General features: G+C 41.8%; 20 protein-coding genes, 2 rRNA genes and 1 riboswitch. Of the genes, 19 read left to right on the top strand and 3 right to left on the bottom strand.

Going from position 1 to position 20,420, the window contains the following annotated elements:
• The 7 genes from GLW08_RS19705 to GLW08_RS19675 all read left to right on the top strand — a co-directional run.
• Nucleotides 1–126 (top strand): 23S ribosomal RNA (locus GLW08_RS19705); the annotation flags it as partial.
• Nucleotides 127–370: 244 nt separating this feature from the next.
• Nucleotides 371–486, top strand: a 5S ribosomal RNA gene (gene rrf / locus GLW08_RS19700).
• A 611-nt stretch (nt 487–1,097) separates the two neighbouring features.
• On the top strand, nt 1,098–2,090 hold the full coding sequence (gene sppA / locus GLW08_RS19695; protein WP_160850339.1) for a signal peptide peptidase SppA: 993 nt from the start codon (nt 1,098–1,100) through the stop codon (nt 2,088–2,090).
• Between the two features lie 12 nt (nt 2,091–2,102).
• Nucleotides 2,103–2,639 carry an RDD family protein gene (locus GLW08_RS19690; RefSeq protein ID WP_160850338.1) on the top strand — a complete coding sequence of 179 codons (537 nt, stop codon included), beginning with the start codon at nt 2,103–2,105 and terminating at the stop codon, nt 2,637–2,639.
• 264 nt (nt 2,640–2,903) lie between these two features.
• Complete coding sequence (locus GLW08_RS19685) at nt 2,904–3,050, top strand: hypothetical protein (RefSeq protein ID WP_160850337.1); 147 nt, start codon at nt 2,904–2,906, stop codon at nt 3,048–3,050.
• Nucleotides 3,051–3,070: 20 nt separating this feature from the next.
• A complete protein-coding gene (locus tag GLW08_RS19680; protein WP_160850336.1) occupies nt 3,071–3,997 on the top strand; it encodes a DMT family transporter in 927 nt (308 codons plus the stop codon).
• A 297-nt stretch (nt 3,998–4,294) separates the two neighbouring features.
• Complete coding sequence (locus GLW08_RS19675; RefSeq protein WP_160850335.1) at nt 4,295–4,933, top strand: CPBP family intramembrane glutamic endopeptidase; 639 nt, start codon at nt 4,295–4,297, stop codon at nt 4,931–4,933.
• 124 nt (nt 4,934–5,057) lie between these two features.
• Here GLW08_RS19675 and GLW08_RS19670 read toward each other — a convergent pair whose 3' ends face one another.
• The gene (locus GLW08_RS19670) at nt 5,058–5,489 is read right to left on the bottom strand and encodes an Hsp20/alpha crystallin family protein (RefSeq protein WP_160850334.1); all 432 of its coding nucleotides are present in this window, start codon (nt 5,487–5,489) and stop codon (nt 5,058–5,060) included.
• Nucleotides 5,490–5,664: 175 nt separating this feature from the next.
• Here GLW08_RS19670 and GLW08_RS19665 point away from each other — a divergent pair, with 175 nt between their 5' ends.
• From GLW08_RS19665 to purB, 3 genes are all read left to right on the top strand, one after another.
• Entirely contained in the window at nt 5,665–6,219 is a 555-nt protein-coding gene (locus GLW08_RS19665) for a DUF2179 domain-containing protein (protein WP_237458517.1), read from the top strand.
• Nucleotides 6,185–6,403 carry an NETI motif-containing protein gene (locus GLW08_RS19660; protein ID WP_160850332.1) on the top strand — a complete coding sequence of 73 codons (219 nt, stop codon included), beginning with the start codon at nt 6,185–6,187 and terminating at the stop codon, nt 6,401–6,403. The genes GLW08_RS19665 and GLW08_RS19660 overlap by 35 nt, the downstream gene beginning before the upstream one ends.
• Before the next feature lie 189 nt (nt 6,404–6,592).
• Complete coding sequence (gene purB, locus GLW08_RS19655; protein WP_160850331.1) at nt 6,593–7,888, top strand: adenylosuccinate lyase; 1,296 nt, start codon at nt 6,593–6,595, stop codon at nt 7,886–7,888.
• A 228-nt stretch (nt 7,889–8,116) separates the two neighbouring features.
• Here the strand turns inward: purB and GLW08_RS19650 are convergent, their stop codons facing one another.
• Both GLW08_RS19650 and GLW08_RS19645 read right to left on the bottom strand, forming a co-directional pair.
• Nucleotides 8,117–9,436: a S8 family peptidase gene (locus tag GLW08_RS19650; RefSeq protein WP_160850330.1), complete on the bottom strand. Its 1,320-nt coding sequence runs from the start codon at nt 9,434–9,436 to the stop codon at nt 8,117–8,119.
• Between the two features lie 270 nt (nt 9,437–9,706).
• Nucleotides 9,707–11,230, bottom strand: coding sequence for a glycine betaine uptake BCCT transporter (locus tag GLW08_RS19645; protein ID WP_160850329.1), 1,524 nt, complete (start codon nt 11,228–11,230; stop codon nt 9,707–9,709).
• Between the two features lie 242 nt (nt 11,231–11,472).
• Nucleotides 11,473–11,574, top strand: a riboswitch (purine riboswitch).
• A gap of 378 nt (nt 11,575–11,952) precedes the next feature.
• Here GLW08_RS19645 and purE point away from each other — a divergent pair.
• Genes purE through purN form a run of 9 tightly spaced genes read left to right on the top strand, consistent with a single transcriptional unit; the run spans nt 11,953 to nt 20,420 of the window.
• Entirely contained in the window at nt 11,953–12,441 is a 489-nt protein-coding gene (gene purE, locus GLW08_RS19640; protein WP_160850328.1) for a 5-(carboxyamino)imidazole ribonucleotide mutase, read from the top strand.
• The gene (purK, locus tag GLW08_RS19635) at nt 12,431–13,555 is read left to right on the top strand and encodes a 5-(carboxyamino)imidazole ribonucleotide synthase (RefSeq protein ID WP_160850327.1); all 1,125 of its coding nucleotides are present in this window, start codon (nt 12,431–12,433) and stop codon (nt 13,553–13,555) included. The genes purE and purK overlap by 11 nt, the downstream gene beginning before the upstream one ends.
• A 3-nt stretch (nt 13,556–13,558) precedes the next feature.
• Nucleotides 13,559–14,278 (top strand): phosphoribosylaminoimidazolesuccinocarboxamide synthase, encoded by a 720-nt coding sequence (purC, locus tag GLW08_RS19630; protein WP_160850326.1) that lies wholly within the window; start codon nt 13,559–13,561, stop codon nt 14,276–14,278.
• On the top strand, nt 14,271–14,519 hold the full coding sequence (gene purS, locus GLW08_RS19625; RefSeq protein ID WP_160850325.1) for a phosphoribosylformylglycinamidine synthase subunit PurS: 249 nt from the start codon (nt 14,271–14,273) through the stop codon (nt 14,517–14,519). Before purC ends, purS begins: the two co-directional genes overlap by 8 nt.
• Nucleotides 14,519–15,202: a phosphoribosylformylglycinamidine synthase subunit PurQ gene (gene purQ, locus GLW08_RS19620; RefSeq protein WP_160850324.1), complete on the top strand. Its 684-nt coding sequence runs from the start codon at nt 14,519–14,521 to the stop codon at nt 15,200–15,202. Before purS ends, purQ begins: the two co-directional genes overlap by 1 nt.
• A complete protein-coding gene (purL, locus tag GLW08_RS19615) occupies nt 15,186–17,411 on the top strand; it encodes a phosphoribosylformylglycinamidine synthase subunit PurL (protein ID WP_160850323.1) in 2,226 nt (741 codons plus the stop codon). The genes purQ and purL overlap by 17 nt, the downstream gene beginning before the upstream one ends.
• Complete coding sequence (purF, locus tag GLW08_RS19610) at nt 17,387–18,802, top strand: amidophosphoribosyltransferase (protein ID WP_160850322.1); 1,416 nt, start codon at nt 17,387–17,389, stop codon at nt 18,800–18,802. Before purL ends, purF begins: the two co-directional genes overlap by 25 nt.
• Before the next feature lie 2 nt (nt 18,803–18,804).
• Nucleotides 18,805–19,839, top strand: coding sequence for a phosphoribosylformylglycinamidine cyclo-ligase (gene purM / locus GLW08_RS19605; RefSeq protein ID WP_160850321.1), 1,035 nt, complete (start codon nt 18,805–18,807; stop codon nt 19,837–19,839).
• Nucleotides 19,836–20,420 (top strand): phosphoribosylglycinamide formyltransferase, encoded by a 585-nt coding sequence (gene purN / locus GLW08_RS19600; RefSeq protein ID WP_160850320.1) that lies wholly within the window; start codon nt 19,836–19,838, stop codon nt 20,418–20,420. Before purM ends, purN begins: the two co-directional genes overlap by 4 nt.

Below are 20,420 nucleotides of genomic sequence, written 5' to 3'. Positions count from 1 at the left end.
AAGATGAGATTTCCCATCATTTTAAATGAGTAAGATCCCTTGTAGACGACAAGGTTGATAGGTCCGAGGTGGAAGCGTGGTGACACGTGCAGCTGACGGATACTAATAGATCGAGGACTTAACTAAACACGAAAAGCGCAAGCGGGTTGTTCAGGACCGACGGGATAAGCAAACCGACGGAGATGGAGGTTACTCCATCGCAGTAGGATTGCTTATAGCCGCGAGGTCCTACCCGCTGGAGCTGGACAAACAAAAAGCGCAGGCGACTGCTTCGGCAGTCGCTGGAGCTCGAACCCGAAAAGGCGCACCAACCATTCGATGTCTCATTCTTATCTAGTTTTGAAGGTACTACCTTCAAGAAAATACAAAGTATGGCGGTTTTGGCGAAGAGGTCACACCTGTTCCCATGCCGAACACAGAAGTTAAGCTCTTCAGCGCCGATGGTAGTCGGGGTTTCACCCCCGCAAGAGTAGGACGCCGCCATGCACACATAAATCCCACGGAATTTTTCCGTGGGATTTTCTTTATAATTGAACTGTTCATTCTATTATAAAAGAATGCCCTATTCTAAAAAGGGTCTTAAGAGAACAAAATATCCCTGAGATTAACACATTGCGAGATTGTATTTTCATGAATTCAGCATATAGAATCCAAATCGAGCATAATTTGAGTTTGAAGTGAGCAAAGCGCAAGACCGGAGCGATGATACGAGGAGAAAAGGTACCATTGCTTCCCATTAAATCCTGTTTTCTTCTTGGGAAACCATTCACTGTGATTGAGGATTCTTCCAGATTGCCTGCAGAACTCGAATTGACTCTAAAAACTGATCACTAACCTTATTTAGAGACAATCTTTATAAAGTAAGTGTTAGATTAACTTGGATTTCTTAATGGAAAGACAAAATATCGCGAATCAGCTGTAAATAATAACCTCTTCCATTCAATCAAAAATTCTTCCCTTCTAACAGAATAATATTGTAAACTTAGGGTTGGTGCGATAAAGAATACGCCTCTTTTACATAGAGATGTATTGCAACTTGCATATCGAATAACAAAATGATATTTGAATGAATTTATAAAAGAAAGGGCAGATGATATATGTCTAAACGAATTGTAGCGATTCTCATTGCTGCAGCATTACTCATTTTTGCAATACTGACTCAAAGTATTGGTTTAGTGATGAGCGATTCTTTCTCTGAGTCCAGATCTAATATGTTAGCTGGAGATGAAACACCTAAAGAAAAAGTTGTCGAGAGAGGTTCTGCACAAAAACGAATTGCACGTATTTCAGTAGAGGGTACGATATTAAGTGGACAGGGAACAAATCCTTTTAATGATGCTGGCTACAATCACGAACGTTTACTAGATCAACTTGAAGCTATAAAGAAGGACAACACGATTAAGGGTGTTCTTTTGTATGTGAATTCTCCTGGTGGCGGTGTGTTTGAAAGTGCCCAGATCCATAAAGAATTACTGGAACTTAAAGAAGCAGGGAAAAAGCTTTATGTTTCCATGGGCTCTATGGCGGCTTCTGGCGGATATTACATTTCCACACCAGCAGATCAAATTTATGCTTCTAAACAAACGCTAACAGGTTCCCTTGGGGTTATTATGCAGAGTGTGAACTATAAAGAGTTGGCTAATGAGTATGGAGTCAAATTCAACACGATTAAAAGTGGTGAATTCAAGGACATTATGAGTCCGACTAGTGAAATGACGCAGGAAGATCGCGATATCCTTCAATCGTTAGTAGACGATTCTTATCAAGACTTTGTGAATGTAATTAAAAACGGACGGGATATGTCGGAAAGCAAAGTGAAGGACTTAGCTGATGGACGGATTTACTCTGGTAAGCAGGCCTTAGATAACGGTTTAATCGATGAATTAGGATTTGAGGAAGATGCTTTATCAGCATTGAAAGAAGAAATCGGTGGTGATCCTCAAGTATTTGAGTTTAAGCCTCGTAATCCATATATGTTTGGGCTTCCTTTTAACGTAAAAAGCTTCCTACCAAATAGTGAAGTGAAGTGGATTCAAGAGATGATACAAGATCGCCAAGGGCCTACAATGATGTACCTATATACCGATTAAGGAGGAAGAAAGATGGATACATTTGAACAAAATGACACATCTCATCCATTACATGAAACAGTATCCTCTCATATTGGTGCTATCCATAAAGTAGTCTATGCTGGGTTCTTCCCTCGTTTTATAGCCTACTTGATTGACTTAATTGTTATTTGGAGTATCAACACCATTGTAACGAGGCCACTGTTGAATCTAATGAATTTGTCAGAAGCAAAATTGTGGATCAATCTATTTAGTGCATCCAACATTACGACGTCTATTATATTCTTTGCTTATTTTATTCTATTGACCTATTTCTTCAGAGCAACATTAGGGAAGATGATTATGGGGCTATCCGTTGAGTCACTTATCGGTTCGGCTCTGTCCACAAAACAGGTTATATTCAGGGAATGCATCGGGAGATATATTAGTATGGCATTCTTAGGACTTCCTTATCTCGTTGTCTTGTTTACGAAACGTTATCAAGGAATCCATGATTATTTTGCAGATACCTCGGTCATTAAAAATAAAATGAGGCAATTCAAAGAAGAAGTGAAGACAGCTCTGACGTAGTAATGGGAGCTGGCTATACGAAAAAGGCCAAATCATTCAATGATTTGGCCTTTTTTAAAGAACATACCGTTTGTACGTCGCTACCCGGGCGCCTTGAGCTTTAGTTACTCAAAACATATTGAGAAACATGAAGAATTTTGAAATAATTATCATTATATAAATCTAGTATCGTTGTACATAAACTCAAGGACCACTTAAGCTAGCTGGAAAGGGATGGGTAGTGTGTGTTAACAAAACCACAAAAATTACAGCCAGGTGATAAAGTTGCTACAATCAGTCCTTCTTGGGGAGGGGCCGGAGATTAATTTTCAACAGTTGAGTGTAGGCGATAAGGTTGAGGTATGGGTTCGAAATAAAGGGGAGGAGAAAGAAGTTGCTTCTAAAATACTCGTTTATACGATAGAAAATTAATGTGTTAAGGGGAGAGAGACATGAATCATAAAACGGCGTCCATATCCATTGCAGTAGGAGCTACATTGTGGGGCATTATCGGTTTATTTGTAACATATCTGTATGAAATGGGATTTACTCCTCTCCAAGTGGTTGCGATGCGTGTTCTCTCCTCACTTGTGTTTTTACTTGTATATGTTTTAAAAAAAGATCGTCGGTTGCTCCATATCCATCCCTCTGATAGCAAACTGTTTGTCGGAACAGGTGTAATCAGTATCGTTTTCTTTAATTGGTGCTTATTTAGCGCCATGGGAGAAACGTCGATGTCGGTCGCATTTATCCTGTTGTACACTGCTCCAGCGTTTGTGACTATTTTTTCGAGGTTGTTGTTTAAAGAGTGGTTAACGAATCGAAAGCTTATTGCTTTGGTGATGACGGTGGTGGGATGTGCGTTTGTTATTGGATTATTACCAAATGCCATTGAACCGATTTCCGTTTATGGCTTTCTATTAGGGATTGGTTCAGGAATCTTCTATGCGCTTTATAGTATCTTCGGAAAATTTGCTCTACAAAAATATGATTCTCTAACTGTTACATTCTACACGTTCTTATTCGCGACTATAGCGGTGTTGCCTTTTAGTGGGATTTGGTCTGAGTTATCTTTACTTAGAAACGCTGAAGTTTGGCTATATATTGTAGGACTGGGATTACTATCAACTACTTTGCCGTTTCTTCTTTATACAAAAGGGCTCAGCACCGTGGAATCAAGCCGAGCATCCATTATTGCAACGATTGAACCAGTTGTAGCATCACTAGTAGGATTATTGGTTTTCCAAGAAAGACTAACTTTATGGCAATATGGTGGAATCGTCATGGTTTTAGCTGCTGTTATGATTGTCCAAGAAACGAAACGTAATAAAGCTGAGGTTTCACGTCTCGATACACAACTTCAACATGAAAGAGGTTAACGCATGTATGCCACGTCCTTATCTCGTTTGAAGGCTGCTCAGTTCAGCACATACGTCGCTAAACGGGCGCCCTGAGCTTTTGTTTTATATCGAATGATTAGAGATAGGAGATGGGACATTCCACTCGTTTACTACCTTGTGAGAGGGCTGATTTATGCATGGATCTTCTCAAATGTAGTATCTTCTTGTAAATACAACAGTGCTTCAATCTGTAAATAAATCACTCCATATTTGAAGGGTTTTAAAAGGGTGTGAGAGAAGTATGAATGAATTGGACACCTTTGTGGAGGCATACAAATGAAGAATAGTATTTATTTTCTTGCGCCTGCCTTCATGATCTTTGTGGGTCTGCAAATATTTAGTAATGTTGTTCTTACATTTATTCTGTTTTATGGCTGGTTACTAGCTATACCTCTCGTTCAACGAAGAGCGGAAGGCTCTTTTCTAGGATGGAAATGGTCCCCTTTTTATTTAGGCATTGGAATTGGAACGGGACTGCTGTTTTTTGTGTTCATTTTTGGTGGTATGTATTGGCTCCATCCTTATTTTATTGATATGGAAAAGCTGAATCTCCTCTTAGAGGAATGGGGATTTTCAGGTAGAGGGGTAATGGGATTAATTCTTGTCTTGCTAGTGATTAATCCTATCTTGGAGGAGATGTACTGGAGAGGATTTATGCATGAACGGTTGAACCGAATATGTCATGAATGGCAAACAATCCTGTTCACATCGTTTTTCTACACGCTTTACCATTTTCTTTCGGTCCTACCTATGTTTGAATATCCTTTAAATATTATGGCTGTCTTACCGGTGTTTATAGCGGGTGTGCTGTGGGGGTATATTCGCGAATGGACTGGGTCGATCGTGGGAACCGTAGTTAGTCACATCCTTGGTGATTTTGGGATTATGTGTGTGTATTGGTTCATTGTTAGATGATAGTGGAGTGTCTTTACTTGGATGAATATCAGTTAGGATTAGGATGCGAAGAACGTGAAAAAAGTTATCTGTTTTTGCCAATAAAAACCTCCCTAGCTCAAGCTAGAGAGGGTATGGACACGTGCTATTCCTCCAAATTACGGATATGGATACGCTGTTTGTTTGTTTCTTGTTGAATTAAGCGATGAAGCTGAATAATGAGTAATCCATTGCGATATGTGGCGTTGATTTTATCTCCGCGTACGGGATAAGGTAGTTCGATTTTTCGTTCAAAAGATCCTTGAAGAATTTCCTCTTGCACTAATTGTTGGTGCGGAGACTGTAAGGAAATGACGCCAGTTAGTTCAAGGGTGGTGTAGTCGACATACACGTCAACTTTTTCAATGTCGTCTAAACCTGGAACATTCACATAACAAAGAATTTCGTTTTCAGATTTGTACACATTGACTTGTGGTAATTGTGGTTTTAGGATGCCTTCAAATTCACCCCAGAAGTCATTCCCAAAAAATTGATCCAAATTTTTACGCCAATCCTGCATATTTTGAAACGGATCCATATTATGAACCTCCTCATAAATCTGTAAATGTTATTGTGAAAGGGAAACAGATTGCGATATAGTATATGCACAGTGAAATTTTAGGTGAATGTCCTGGAAAGGCAGGGTATACATATAAAAGGTTTTAATAGAAAGGGAGATGAGGTTGGAAAATTTAATAGATAATAGTTATGTTATGGTACTTATTATCTTAGTGGTTAACATCGTGTACGTATCGTTTTTAACGATTCGGACGATTTTTACCTTGAAGGGTCAGAGATATTGGGCTGCTTTTATTAGTGTTTTTGAGATTACGGTGTATATCCTTGGGCTAGGATTAGTATTGGAGAACCTTGATCAAGTCCAGAACGTAGTTGCGTATGCATTAGGATTTGGCCTAGGTGTTATTGTAGGTATGAAAATAGAAGAGAAATTGGCGTTAGGTTACATAACGGTTAATGTAATCTCATCCAATCCAGATATCGAATTTACAAAGATGCTACGAGATAAAGGGTATGGGGTAACAAGTTGGTTTGCGTATGGTATGGAAGGCGACCGTTTGAACATGCAAATTCTAACCCCTAGAAAATATGAATTGAATCTGTATGAAACCATTAAAACAATTGATGAGAAAGCATTTATTGTTGCGTATGAGCCGAAGCAAATTCGCGGCGGTTTCTGGGTGAAACAAGTTCGGAAAGGACGTATTAAGAAGGATGCCGAAGAACAACAAGAACAACAAGAACAATAAGAAGCGATTCACAGTAGAAGAGGATCAATCCATTGAAGAAGTACTTGATCAAATGAAGCAAGAAGGGTACCAACCTGTTAGGCGTGTGGAAGAACCAGTTTTCAAGGAAACAGAAGAAAATGGCGAGAAAAAGGTGGAACCTGTAGGAAGAAAAATCGTATTCGATGCGGTTAAAAGCGAATAATAGAATTTATTTCATATAAAACGTTCGTGATTTGATTGATTTTTGATGTGCCTCTTGTTACGATTAATGTATTAATAGTGTAACGAGAGAGGCAGTTAGCTTGTGGAAACGAAACCTATTCACTTCTCTCTGAAAAAGAAGTGAATAGGTTTTTTTATGGAAAATCAATCAATAGAGGAGGCGGATTATATGATAGAACGTTATACGAGACCCGAAATGGGAGCTATCTGGACTGAGGAAAATAAGTATCAAGCATGGCTAGAGGTCGAGATTCTCGCATGTGAAGCATGGAGTGAGCTTGGGTACATACCAAAAGAAGATGTAGAAAAGATCCGGGAGAACGCATCCTTTGATATGAATCGAATCCATGAAATCGAAGAAGAAACACGACATGATGTTGTAGCATTTACAAGAGCAGTTTCGGAGACACTTGGTGAAGAGCGTAAATGGGTGCATTATGGATTGACCTCAACAGATGTCGTCGATACGGCTCTTTCGTATCTTTTGAAGCAGACGAATGAGCATATTCGTAAAGGATTACATGCGTTCATTGATGTGTTGGCTGAAAAGGCAAAAGAACATAAATTCACTGTTATGATGGGGCGTACACATGGTGTTCACGCGGAGCCGACCACCTTTGGCCTGAAGCTTGCTCTTTGGTATGAAGAGATGAAGCGGAATTTAGAACGATTTGAAATGGCTGCTCACCAAATTGAGTTTGGTAAGCTGTCTGGTGCAGTGGGGACATATGCAAATATCGATCCATTTGTAGAGGATTACGTTTGTAACAAGCTAGGGTTAACACCAGCTCCAGTATCTACGCAAACATTACAGCGTGATCGACATGCTCACTATGTATCTACACTTTCCTTAATTGCCACTTCCATTGAGAAGTTTGCAGTTGAAATTCGTGGGTTACAAAAAACCGAAACGAGAGAAGTTGAGGAGTTCTTTGCGAAAGGGCAAAAGGGGTCTTCCGCTATGCCGCATAAACGAAATCCAATCGGGTCAGAGAATATGACAGGCATGGCGCGTGTTATTCGCGGACATATGGTGACGGCGTACGAAAATGTAGCATTATGGCATGAGCGCGATATTTCTCATTCATCTGCTGAGCGTGTGATTTTACCTGACGCTACCATTGCCCTTGATTATATGCTTCACCGCTTCAGTAAAATCGTCGACAACTTAACGGTGTACGAAGGAAACATGCGGCAGAACATGGACAAGACATACGGGTTGATTTTCTCTCAGCGTGTCCTGTTAACCTTAATTGATGAAGGGATGACAAGAGAAGAAGCGTATGATTTAGTCCAGCCAAAAGCAATGGAGGCATGGGAACAAGGCATTTCCTTTAGAACATTAGTAGAACAAGATGAAACAATCCAACAAACGCTCAGTGAAGAGCAAATAGAATCTAGTTTTGACCATACCCATCATCTACAAAATGTAGAACGCGTATTTGAACGTATTGGGTTGGCGTAAACTTGGAGAAGCACTATACGAAATTTCGTATGGTGCTTTTTTGTATGGGGGAGAATTGGTGGGTTGGGGCGAGATTTCGAGATATGGAGCGAGTTTTTTGAAATAGGAGTGACTTTTCGAAAATAGGAGCGGGAATTCAAAATAGGAGCTACTTTTCAAAAATAGGATCGACCTGCCGCAAACATAAAGATAAGTAGCTACAATAATCCTAGCCACCTGTGGCTAGGATTATTGCTGTTTGTGAGGAGTTGTCATTTCAGGAGAGTAGAAGACTTCAATTCTACTATTTCCAAACGTGTCGTATGCTTCGATTACGACTGGCTTCGTATTGGAGAATAGAGAAAAATCTCTCGTGTTTCCAGTAGAAAAAGATGCTCCAGTTAAATAGCTAGGCTTTTCTCCATTTATGAGCACATAACCGAGGTTCGGGTCCGTAACACGGATGTGAAGGTTAGTGGTACTTGCATGTATTTGATTATTGGTTTCTATGATAGGGGAAGTCGTATCAATCTCATAGGATAAATGATGGTCCTGCCATCGCTCCCCATTATGAAAATGGATACGAACTTCATGTTCCCCATCTTTAGCGGGTAGCATCACAGAATCCGTATCACCTGGATACGTTTTGTAAAAGCTTCCATTGTCATGGATATATACTTTTTCAACGTTGAAGGAATCTATTTTTATACTTGGGGTTGAGGCATTATGTTGCTTCCATTCCAGGGCCGACATCCATAAATAGCTCTGTTCGCTCGCGATAGCTTTGAATTTTTGTATATCTAATGTTTTCAGTTCAATTTGCTTATCGCTTTTCGTATAGACGATGGACCGTGCGTATTGATTTACATATTGAATAAGTTCTTCGTTTGTTGCTTCAGGGTGCAGGTCTTTCACGTAAGCAAATACGCCCGTTGCATAGGCGCTTGCCATGCTCGTTCCACTTACGGTTGTAAAGTTTCCTCCTAACCCAGCACTTAAAACATCAATACCTGGTGAAATATAAGTGACACCCTCACCATAATTTCCGGATAAGACCGAATTTCCATAATCTGTAGCTGCTACTGGGATAACGGTATCATATTTAGCAGGGTAGGTTAGCATATCTTTCCCTTCATTACCTGAAGATGCAATGAACAATACACCTTTGTGCGTTCCAAAACGAAGAAGTTGTTCCGTAATGGGGTTATAAGGTTGATGGAAACTCATATTGACTACATCAGCCCCGCTCACAATAGCTAATAAAATCGATAGCGGAGTATTAGCGGGATAGCCAAGTTTTTTAATGGGCAGTAACTTTATATTGGAGTCCGAGTTTAAATCCATAATAATCCCTGCCACCTGAGTGCCATGACCAAGTTCATCGTCAGGAGCAAAATCCCAATTGACTAAATCATATCCCTTAAGTATTCGATCTTCAAATAACGGATGGGATTTATAGATGCCTGAATCTAGTATCGCTACAATAGTATCTTCTGTATCGAAGTCATAAAGGATGATAAAAGCAATTAAACTCTGTAGAACCAAGAATAGTGCTAGAAAGGCTTTCATGTATTCACCCCACTTCGTTATTCAGACCTGATAAAAGAGGAAAATCTTATTTATGTAAAGATTGGGGTATTTTACTATATGAAATAATCATAGACGATAGAACAGACTAATAGATGGTCTTTATATGTTAAAAGAATAGAAAGAGTTGGAATAGTATATGAAATAAACATGAAATGGGTGTTTCTAACTGTGGAAAAAAAGAACATAAAAAGCGACCTATGAATAGTTCATAGGTCGCTCCTTTAAACGTATAATTAGTGTCTAAATCATTTATGCTGAGTAATCTTGACTGCTTGAGCTCGATTGTTGCTTTTTCAAATGCTTGCCATCCTCTTGCAATGCCTTGATCAGTGACCAAATCATGAAGAGGAGTATGATCGAGAACGGGAAGGCGGATACGATAGCAGAGGTTTGTAGAGCCCCTAAACCTCCTGATTGCAATAGCACTGCCGCAATAGAAGCTTGAATAATTCCCCAGCTTAGCTTCACCACGTTTGGTGGGTTAAGGCTGCCGTTTGTTGTTTGCATTCCTAGAACGAATGTTGCAGAGTCAGCCGATGTGATGAAGAATGTGCTGATAAGAAGGATTGCAACAACGGTAATGATAATGCCCATTGGTAGTCCTCCTAATGTTCCGAAGAGGGCCTGTTCAGGTGCAAGATCAGTCAGTCCTGTGTTTTGCCCGGATAGCTCTTGCTTTAAGCTTGTACCGCCGAATACAGCAAACCAGAATGCACTGAATAAGCTTGGTATAATAAGAACGCCTAGTACGAACTCACGGATGGTACGTCCTTTCGAAACACGTGCAATGAATGTACCAACGAATGGTGACCATGCAGTAAACCAAGCCCAGTAGAATACGGTCCAATTTTGAATCCAGTCGTTATGGTCCGAACTTAATGGTGCCATTTGGAAGGTCATCATTGGGAGATTTTGTATATAAGAACCAAACGTACTTGAGAACATGTTCATGATAAAGACAGTTGGTCCTAGGATTAACGTAAGAATGATAAGAGTACCAGCCAGCACAATGTTGGCATTACTCAAGTATTTAATACCTTTACCTATTCCACTCCATGCTGAAAGCATGAATAGAATCGTAACGGCAATAATGATGACAAATTGTGTCGTAAAGTTGTTTTCAATTGGACTAATGAAACTTATTCCACCACTGATTTGTTGCGCGCCAAGTCCTAATGACGTTGCAACACCAAAGATGGTAGCAAATACCGCAATAACATCGATTGTTTTACCAAATCCACCATTAATTTTATCACCAAGTAGTGGTTGGAATGTTGCACTAATAACACCTGGTGCTTGTCGGCGGAATTTGAAGTAGGCAATGGCAAGGGCAATGACGGTGTAAATCGCCCAAACGTGAATACCCCAGTGGAAGAAAGCATAACGCATTGCTTCCTTTGCTGCTTCCTTTGTCTCCGGATCTCCTGTTGGAGGCGTAGCGAAGTGAGCAAGTGGTTCAGCAGAACCCCAGAATACAAGTCCAATTCCCATACCTGCACTAAATAGCATAGCGAACCATGTAATCTTATTATATTCAGGCTTTTCGTCTGGTTGGCCCAATTTCATTTTTCCATATGGACTGAAGATTAAATAGATGGAAAAGATAACAAAGATGGCAATCGTTAGTAGATAGAACCATCCGAATTTCTCAGTAAGAAACCCTTGTAAATTCCCCGAGTATGTTGCTAAATTTTCTGGAGCAACAACACCCCATAACACAAATATGGCGGCTAGAGCAATTGATATCCAGAATACTGATGTAACCTTATTCATGATATCCCCTTTCTAGTCTATTTTGACTTTTTGTTAAGTTTAAACTGTATATACGTTTCATACCGGATATAAGTTTAACACTTTTTAAAAATTCGTCAATAAATAAGTGTTTTCAGCAAAAAATCCCTCTATAGTAGGCAAAATGTCGAATATTGTAATACACGAACGATTCCGTTTATCTGATCAAGTAATGTTCGAATTCAAGTTGACTTGTTTTTGTGATTACTGTTACGATGGAAGTAGACATTTTTAAATAGCGACCTCATATAATCTCGGGGATATGGCCCGTAAGTCTCTACCTGACGACCGTAAATCGTTGGACTATGAGGGAAGATGATGTGCACATAGTCAGGGGACCTCTATCTTTTAATAGGTAGGGGGAGACCTTTTACGGGATGCGCCTATATCTTCTCTCTTAGTGAGAGCAAGGTATAGGCGCTTTTTTATTTACAAAGTAAGAGGATAAGTTCTGGCGCTTATGTGTCTAACTCCAGCGCCTAGCAAACTTCCTGCTCCTCCTTACGATAAGTCAACATCGGATCGCTACCGCTCTCCGTGTTTCCTTTATCTCAAGGAAGTTCGATTAAGTTCGCTGCATCGTGCAGCAACATCGAACCAACCCACATCCTGTGGGCAGCAGTTTTTACGTCGCTATCAGGGCGCTTGCGCTTTTCTTCTATATAATAGGAAGTTTTTCAAAATAATTGGTGAGGTGATGAGGTATGGCAATGGTTGGAGTAGTGATGGGAAGCTTGTCAGATTGGGAAACAATGAAGTCTACATGTGACATGTTGGATCACTTTGGAATCGAGTATGAAAAAGAGATTCTATCTGCTCATCGAACCCCAGACGATATGTTTCAATTCGCAGAATCTGCACGGGAAAAAGGTTTGAAGGTTATTATCGCTGGTGCAGGCGGAGCGGCTCACTTACCGGGGATGCTCGCATCGAAAACAACGTTACCAGTGATTGGCGTGCCAGTTTCCTCTAAGTTAGATGGATATGATTCGCTATTATCCATTGTACAAATGCCTGGAGGAGTTCCAGTAGCTACGGTAGCAATCGGGGCTTCTGGTGCTAAGAATGCAGGGATTTTAGCTGCTGAGATGATAGGGGCATTTGATAATGAAATTGCTGAAAAATTAGCAGTCTATAAACAAGAATTGAAGAATCATGTTGAAGGGATGAGGGGGCAATTACATGAGTCATAGTCTTTTTCCAGGGAAAACGATTGGGATCTTAGGTGGTGGTCAGCTAGGAAAAATGATGGCGATGGAAGCCAAGCAAATGGGCTATCGCATTGCTGTATTGGACCCATCTCCTAATGCTCCATGCGCACAAGTGGCAGATGAGCATATCCAAGCTGCGTTAGATGATGTGGAAGCGGCTATTCGCTTAACGGATATTGCGGACGTCATTACCTATGAATTTGAAAATGTAGATTTAGAGCTTGCCAATGAACTAGAAAAACGCGCTAAACTCCCGCAAGGATCATATGCATTAAAGGTTACGCAGGACCGTGGTAATGAAAAGCTCTTGTTAACAGAAGCGGGTGTTGCTGTGGCTCCATATCGTTTAGTAGAAACTGTACCTGAATTGCATGAAGCTGTTACACAACTTGGATATCCATGCGTTATCAAAACAACGCGAGGTGGGTATGACGGAAAAGGCCAGCAGAAGCTTGAATCAGTGGAGGATCTTCAGGAAGCGGAAGACATTCTCCGTAACAATCCACCTTGCGTAGTAGAAGCTTGGCTTCCATTTGATATGGAGATTTCCGTAGTCATGACAAGAGGCATCGATGGAGACCTTACGATGTTTCCGGTCCCGGAAAACATCCATGAAGATCACATCCTGCGTCAAAGCATTGCGCCTGCACGAGTGAGTGCACCTATCATTGATCAAGCCAAGGAAGCAGCACAGTCTATTGCAGATCGATTGCAATTTTTAGGCACGTTTGCTTTTGAGATGTTTGTTGTAGGGGATGAGGTGTATGTAAATGAAATGGCCCCTAGACCTCATAACTCAGGTCATTACACGATAGAAGCTTGTAATGTTTCTCAATTTGGTCAGCATGTTCGAGCCATTTGTGGATTACCACTTCTAGATGTTCAAGCCCCTTATGCAGCGGTGATGACGAACATCCTGGGTCATGAAATCGAACCTTACTTGGAAGACGGTACAGCTTTTAAAGGAAAGCATGTTCATTTATATGGTAAAGATGGTGTGAAGCCAAAAAGAAAGCTAGGTCATACGACCGTGGTAGGAACGGATGTAGATGCATTGCTGCAACTTGTTCAGCACACTAGTAATAGAGGAGGGTAAGGCATGAAGAGTGCGTTGTTATACGAAGGGAAAGCAAAGAAGGTTTATTCGGTTTTAGGGGAAGAATTTCAGCTGATTCTGGAGTATAAAGATGATGCGACAGCCTTTAATGGAGAGAAGCATAAGATTTTTCGAGGCAAGGGTCGATTAAACAATCTGATATCCTCTCATATTTTTCAATATCTACATGAAAAAGGGATAGCTTCTCATTTTATTCAAGCCTTATCGGATACAGAGCAGCTCGTCTATCAAACTCGTATTATCCCAATTGAAGTAGTGGTTCGAAACATAGCTACAGGTAGCCTGACAAAACGCCTGGGTATCACAGAAGGAGAGGTTTTCCAGGAGCCTCTTGTGGAGCTTTATTACAAAGAGGATGCCCTCAATGATCCTCTAATGAATGATGATCATGCCAAACATATAACTGGAATCAGCGAGGGAGAACTGGAGTTTATCAAGGAACAAGCTAGAAACATCAACAACCATTTACAAGCGATGTACGACAAAATAGGTGTGAAGCTAGTAGATTTCAAGCTAGAATTTGGACGTTTACATGATGGCAGTATTGTGTTGTCAGATGAAATCTCTCCTGATACGTGCAGGTTATGGGAGGAAGAGACTGATCGCAAGATGGATAAGGATGTTTTCCGAAATGATATCGAAGATTTAGTTGAAATCTATGACACGATCTGGAAACGAATGGAGGAGAATGTACATGTATAAAGTGAAGGTATATGTAACGTTAAAAGAAGGGGTATTAGACCCACAAGGGAAGGCGATTCAACAGTCTCTTAGATCTTTATCCTATCAAGAAGTAGAAGAAGTACGGGTTGGGAAATATATTGAGTTATTTGTCGAACAGCATGAACAGCTAGAGGAGCGGATCAACAAAATGTGTGATGAACTGTTAGCTAATCCAGTCATTGAAGAGTATCAATACGAAATCGAGGAGGCTGTTCGCTAGTGAAATTCGCTGTCATCGTTTTTCCAGGGTCCAATTGTGACCGTGATATGTTGTACGCAATTACGGATGCGTTGCAGGAAGAAGCTCATTTCGTATGGCATTCCGAATCCGATTTGTCTTCCTATGATGCCATTCTACTTCCAGGTGGTTTCTCTTATGGAGATTATCTACGGTCCGGTGCTATGAGCTCTACCTCTCCTATCATGAGAGCTGTAAAGGAGGAAGCGGGAAAAGGAAAACCAGTACTAGGTGTTTGCAATGGGTTTCAAATCCTATTAGAAGCTGGGTTGTTACCAGGTGCGATGCTTGCAAATGAGAACCTCTCGTTTATCTGTCGAAACATCCCGGTCCGTGTGGAACAGAATGACACGCTATTTACGAATGCGTTCGATCAGAAGGAAGATATTATTCTACCGATTGCTCATGGAGATGGCAATTACTACTGCGATGATGCTACCTATCAATCGCTTGTGGAGCATGATCAAATCGTCTTTACGTACCCATCCAATCCGAATGGTTCGGTCCATGATATAGCAGGGATTTGTAATGAACAAGGAAATGTCCTTGGGATGATGCCACACCCGGAACGAGCGGTAGAAGCATTACTAGGTTCTACAGATGGACTGAAAATCTTTCAATCTATTTTGACCAATTGGAGGGAAGCACATGTACTCAACACTTGAGATCAGCCCAGAGAAAATCGACCAAGACCAACTTTACAAAGAGATGGGATTAACAGACGGGGAGTTTGCTTCCATTAAAACGATTCTAGGAAGAAGTCCGAATTATACGGAAACAGGTTTGTTTTCGGTTATGTGGTCAGAACACTGTAGCTACAAAAACTCGAGGCCTCTTTTGAAAAAATTCCCTACCAAGGCACCTCATGTGCTGCAAGGTCCTGGAGAAGGAGCGGGAATCATTGATATTGGGGATGACAAAGCGGTTGTATTTAAAATCGAAAGTCATAACCATCCATCAGCAATCGAGCCTTATCAAGGGGCGGCTACAGGTGTTGGAGGCATTTTGCGCGATGTCTTTTCCATGGGTGCTCGTCCGATTGGATTGTTGAATTCCCTCCGTTTTGGCGAGTTAACGTCTGAACGTGTGAAATACCTTTTCCGTGAAGTGGTCCATGGCATTTCTGGTTACGGAAATTGCGTTGGCGTACCTACTGTAGGTGGAGAAGTGCAATTTGATTCTTGCTATGAAGGCAATCCTTTAGTGAATGCGATGTGTGTTGGTCTTATTGATCAAAAAGACATACAAAAAGGAATTGCCACTGGTCTCGGCAACTCTGTTATGTATGTAGGCGCACCAACTGGTCGTGACGGCATCCATGGGGCTACGTTTGCCTCTGAAGAGTTGTCTGATGAGTCAGCTAGTAAACGTCCATCTGTCCAAGTCGGGGACCCGTTCATGGAGAAACTTTTGATTGAAGCATGCTTAGAGATTACGCAATGTGATGCCCTTGTAGGCATGCAAGACATGGGCGCAGCTGGATTAACGTCATCTGCGAGTGAGATGGCTAGTAAATCTGGTACAGGAATTGAAATGATCATGGATGATGTTCCACAGCGCGAACAAAACATGACGCCATATGAACTGATGCTCTCTGAATCTCAGGAGCGAATGCTGTTAATCGTTGAAAAAGGTCGCGAGACAGAGATAGAAGCAATTGTGCAAAAATACGGTCTTAGTGCTAGTACGATAGGGGAAGTCATTGATGATCAAGTACTTCGTTTACGTTTTCAGGATGAAACGGTAGCAGAGGTTCCGGTTGATGCCCTGGCAGAGGAAGCTCCTGTTTACTATCAAGATTCAAGACAGCCTGACTATTACACAGCGTTTCAACAACAAGCATCTTACCTTCCCCATGTAGAAAATGCAGAAGACATGATTGTGAAGCTTCTACAACAGTCCACCATCGCAAGTAAAGAATGGGTATATGACCAGTATGACACGATGGTTGGGACAAATACGGTTGTTACACCTGGTTCTGATGCTGCTGTGCTTCGTATTCGAGAAACGAACAAAGCCATTGCCATGACAACGGATTGTAACTCTCGATATATCTATCTAGATCCTAGCGTAGGTGGAAAAATTGCTGTTGCGGAAGCGGCGCGTAACATCGTGTGCTCCGGAGGGAAGCCATTAGCCCTAACCGATTGTTTGAACTTTGGAAGTCCAGATATTCCGGAGAACTACTGGCAAATGGAGAAGACAGTAGAAGGAATGAGTGAAGCATGTTCCAGCCTTACCACACCTGTCATCAGTGGAAATGTTTCTCTCTATAATGGTTCCAACAATCAATCGATTTATCCAACACCAGTTGTTGGCATGGTTGGTCTGATTGATGATGTAAACCACACTACCCGCCAAGGATTCACTACTACAGGTGATGCCATCTATGTAGTTGGCGATGCATCTCCAGAATTTGGGGGGAGCGAACTTCAGAAGGTGCTCGAAGGGGAGTACTTCGGTACGCCTCCAAGCATTAATATGGAAGTAGAACAAACACGACAAACGCAACTGCTGGAAGCGATTCAAAGTGGCTATGTTCATTCTGCCCATGATGTAGCAGAAGGTGGATTGGCCGTGGCGCTTGCGGAGTGTCTATTCGATAACGAGTTAGGTTGTGATGTACACCTGGAAGGAGAAGCAACAACCGAGCTATTTAGTGAAAGCCAATCTAGATTTATTGTCTCTGTTCCTCAAGCAAAGAGGTATGAGTTTGAAAATCTCCTAACAGATGCACGCCATATAGGAGTTGTAAATGAAACGGAAACAATGTCCATTCACTTAAACGAACAACAGGTTGTATCCTTATCAACAAAAGATATAAAGGCAGCCTGGAGGGAGGCGATTCCATGCCAGCTGAAATCAAAGGATTAAATGAAGAATGTGGTGTATTTGCCGTTTGGGGGCATGAGGATGCCGCGCAAATCACTTATTATGGCTTGCATAGCTTACAACATAGAGGACAAGAAGGTGCAGGAATTGTGGCCTCTGATGGGGAGCACTTGCACTTGGAAAAGGGACTTGGATTGATTACAGAAGTTTTTCAAGAGAAGAATTTCGATCGTTTGCATGGTCACGCAGCGCTTGGCCATGTACGCTATGCCACACAGGGGGACGGGGGCTATGATAATGTCCAGCCCCTTCTATTCCGTTCCCAATCTGGTGGTCTTGCCCTTGCTCATAATGGAAATTTAGTTAATGCCCAGGCGTTAAAAAGTCAACTAGAGGCACAAGGGAGTATTTTACAAACGACATCAGACACAGAGGTAATTGCTCACTTAATCAAACGTAGTGGCAACCTTCCATTGAATGACCGCATCAAGCAAGCTTTATCGATGCTGAAAGGTGCTTATGCGCTAGTGATTATGACAGAAGACCAACTGTTTGTAGCCCAAGACCCGAGAGGATTACGCCCTCTTTCCATCGGTCAAATGGGAGATGCCTATATGGTGTCCTCTGAGACATGTGCCTTTGATGTAGTCGGAGCAGAATATATCCGCGACGTAGAACCAGGGGAGATGCTGATGATAAACGAGGAAGGCATTCACGCGGACAGATTTTCAGCACCAATTCAACGTACAACGTGTTCGATGGAGTATGTCTATTTTTCTCGTCCAGATAGCAATATCGATGGCATCAATGTTCACTCCTCTCGTAAGCGCATGGGGAAACAATTAGCGCAGGAAGCTCCAATCGATGCTGATATCGTGACAGGTGTTCCGGATTCTAGTATTTCTGCAGCGATTGGGTTTGCTGAGGAAACCGGTATCCCTTATGAGCTAGGACTCATTAAGAATCGCTATGTAGGCAGGACGTTTATTCAGCCTTCTCAAGAGCTACGAGAACAAGGTGTGAAAATGAAATTGTCTGCTGTTAGAGGCATTGTGGAAGGAAAGCGTGTCGTGATGGTCGATGATTCCATCGTGCGCGGGACGACGAGTCGACGTATTGTCCGCATGTTAAAAGAAGCTGGCGCTTTAGAAGTCCATGTTCGAATTGGTGCCCCGCCTATCAAGAACCCTTGTTATTATGGTATTGACACCTCCACGACGTCTGAGTTGATTGCAGGCACTCACAACGTGGATGAAATTCAAGAATTGATTGAAGCAGACAGCTTAGCTTATCTATCTGTTGATGGGCTGGAAACAGCGATTGGGAAAAAAGAAGAATCGATTAAGCATGGCCATTGTCAGGCATGCTTTACGGGATCTTATCCAACGGAAATTTTCCCAAACACATTGCATCCACACGATAAGGAGGTGTAAGCATGCGTGATCATTATAAACAGGCCGGCGTTGATGTAGAAGCAGGGTATCAGGCTGTCGATCAAATGAAAGATCATGTGAAGCGGACCCATCGCCGTGAAGTCATGGGAGGATTGGGAAGCTTTGGTGGCATGTTCGATTTTTCCATGCTATCCTACAAGGAACCTGTCCTTATCTCTGGTACGGATGGGGTTGGCACCAAGTTAAAACTCGCTTTTGAGATGAATCGTCACGATACGATTGGCGTCGATGCAGTCGCCATGTGTGTGAACGATATTGTTGCTCAAGGGGCAGAGCCGTTATTTTTTCAAGACTACATTGCTTGTGGTAAAAATGAACCTGAACGCATTGAGGCCATTGTCAAAGGGATTGCGGACGGATGTGAACAGTCCGGTTGCGCATTAATTGGCGGGGAAACAGCCGAGATGCCTGGTATGTATAAAGAAGAAGAGTATGACCTAGCTGGGTTTGTTGTTGGAGTAGCCGAGAAAGAGCAACTCATTACGGGAAAAGAAGTAAACACTGGTGATGTTTTGATTGGACTTTCGTCGAGTGGGATACATTCCAATGGATTTTCATTAGTTCGTAAGTGGATCGAGGAATATGGATTGGACTTACAAGCGCAATATAAAGGTCTTGATCAAACGTTTGATCAATCTTTAGGAGACGTTCTGTTAACCCCGACGAAACTCTATGCAAAAGCGATTCAAGAAGTACAGCAACACGTTACCATCAAAGCTATTTCCCATATTACTGGTGGAGGATTTGAAGAAAATATCCCACGCATGTTTGGTGATGCATTTGGAGCCCAGGTTGAACAAGGTAGCTGGCCAGTACCGTCGATATTTACCTTCTTAAGTGATATCGTTGGTATGGAGAAACAAGACATGATGAGTATTTTTAACATGGGAATTGGCATGGTCCTAGCTGTAGCACCTGAGGACGTAGATGCTACTATAACTGCGGTTCAGCATGCAGGGGAAGAGGCTTATACGATTGGAACTGTCATAGAAGGGCAAGGTGTGACGTACCGATGAGTAATGGCTTAACGAACATTGCCGTGTTTGCCTCTGGAAGTGGGTCAAATTTTGAAGCAATCGCAGAAGAAGCGTTAGCGGGACGTCTCCCTTGTCAGGTGAAAGTGCTCGTTTGTGATCGAGAGCATGCACCTGTGAAGGAAAAAGCTCAAGCGCTAGGTATCTCCGTGTTTTGCTTCCGCCCACGTGATTATGAACAGAAAGCTGATTTTGAAGCTGAAATTGTTCGAATGTTACAAGAAGCGGATGTTGAACTTATTGCCTTAGCTGGGTATATGCGTCTGGTTGGTTCAACACTATTGAAAGCGTATGAAGGTCGAATTATGAATATCCATCCCTCCCTACTACCAGCTTTTCCTGGTAAAGATGCAGTGGAACAAGCGATGGAAGCGAATGTGAAAGTAACGGGGGTTACCGTTCACCTCGTTGATGAAGGAATGGATACTGGGCCGATTATAGAACAAGAGGTTGTTCGAATCCAAACTACAGACGATGCCCAATCCTTACAGAAAAAAATCCAACAGATAGAGCACCGACTCTATCCAGCAGTTATTCAACAATTTGTAGAAGGAGAGATCTAA

This window comes from Pontibacillus yanchengensis, from assembly GCF_009856295.1.
Taxonomy (GTDB): domain Bacteria; phylum Bacillota; class Bacilli; order Bacillales; family BH030062; genus Pontibacillus; species Pontibacillus yanchengensis_A.
This window is presented reverse-complemented; position numbering and strand designations above follow the sequence as displayed.

Excerpts from the sequence above, each read along its gene's own strand:
- sppA (WP_160850339.1), top strand. The coding sequence starts at position 1,098 with ATGTCTAAACGAATTGTAGCGATTCTCATTGCTGCAGCATTACTCATT.
- GLW08_RS19690 (WP_160850338.1), top strand. The coding sequence starts at position 2,103 with ATGGATACATTTGAACAAAATGACACATCTCATCCATTACATGAAACA.
- GLW08_RS19680 (WP_160850336.1), top strand. The coding sequence starts at position 3,071 with ATGAATCATAAAACGGCGTCCATATCCATTGCAGTAGGAGCTACATTG.
- GLW08_RS19675 (WP_160850335.1), top strand. The coding sequence starts at position 4,295 with ATGAAGAATAGTATTTATTTTCTTGCGCCTGCCTTCATGATCTTTGTG.
- GLW08_RS19670 (WP_160850334.1), bottom strand. The coding sequence starts at position 5,489 with ATGGATCCGTTTCAAAATATGCAGGATTGGCGTAAAAATTTGGATCAA.
- GLW08_RS19665 (WP_237458517.1), top strand. The coding sequence starts at position 5,665 with ATGGTACTTATTATCTTAGTGGTTAACATCGTGTACGTATCGTTTTTA.
- GLW08_RS19660 (WP_160850332.1), top strand. The coding sequence starts at position 6,185 with ATGCCGAAGAACAACAAGAACAACAAGAACAATAAGAAGCGATTCACA.
- purB (WP_160850331.1), top strand. The coding sequence starts at position 6,593 with ATGATAGAACGTTATACGAGACCCGAAATGGGAGCTATCTGGACTGAG.
- GLW08_RS19650 (WP_160850330.1), bottom strand. The coding sequence starts at position 9,436 with ATGAAAGCCTTTCTAGCACTATTCTTGGTTCTACAGAGTTTAATTGCT.
- GLW08_RS19645 (WP_160850329.1), bottom strand. The coding sequence starts at position 11,230 with ATGAATAAGGTTACATCAGTATTCTGGATATCAATTGCTCTAGCCGCC.
- purE (WP_160850328.1), top strand. The coding sequence starts at position 11,953 with ATGGCAATGGTTGGAGTAGTGATGGGAAGCTTGTCAGATTGGGAAACA.
- purK (WP_160850327.1), top strand. The coding sequence starts at position 12,431 with ATGAGTCATAGTCTTTTTCCAGGGAAAACGATTGGGATCTTAGGTGGT.
- purC (WP_160850326.1), top strand. The coding sequence starts at position 13,559 with ATGAAGAGTGCGTTGTTATACGAAGGGAAAGCAAAGAAGGTTTATTCG.
- purS (WP_160850325.1), top strand. The coding sequence starts at position 14,271 with ATGTATAAAGTGAAGGTATATGTAACGTTAAAAGAAGGGGTATTAGAC.
- purL (WP_160850323.1), top strand. The coding sequence starts at position 15,186 with ATGTACTCAACACTTGAGATCAGCCCAGAGAAAATCGACCAAGACCAA.
- purF (WP_160850322.1), top strand. The coding sequence starts at position 17,387 with ATGCCAGCTGAAATCAAAGGATTAAATGAAGAATGTGGTGTATTTGCC.
- purM (WP_160850321.1), top strand. The coding sequence starts at position 18,805 with ATGCGTGATCATTATAAACAGGCCGGCGTTGATGTAGAAGCAGGGTAT.
- purN (WP_160850320.1), top strand. The coding sequence starts at position 19,836 with ATGAGTAATGGCTTAACGAACATTGCCGTGTTTGCCTCTGGAAGTGGG.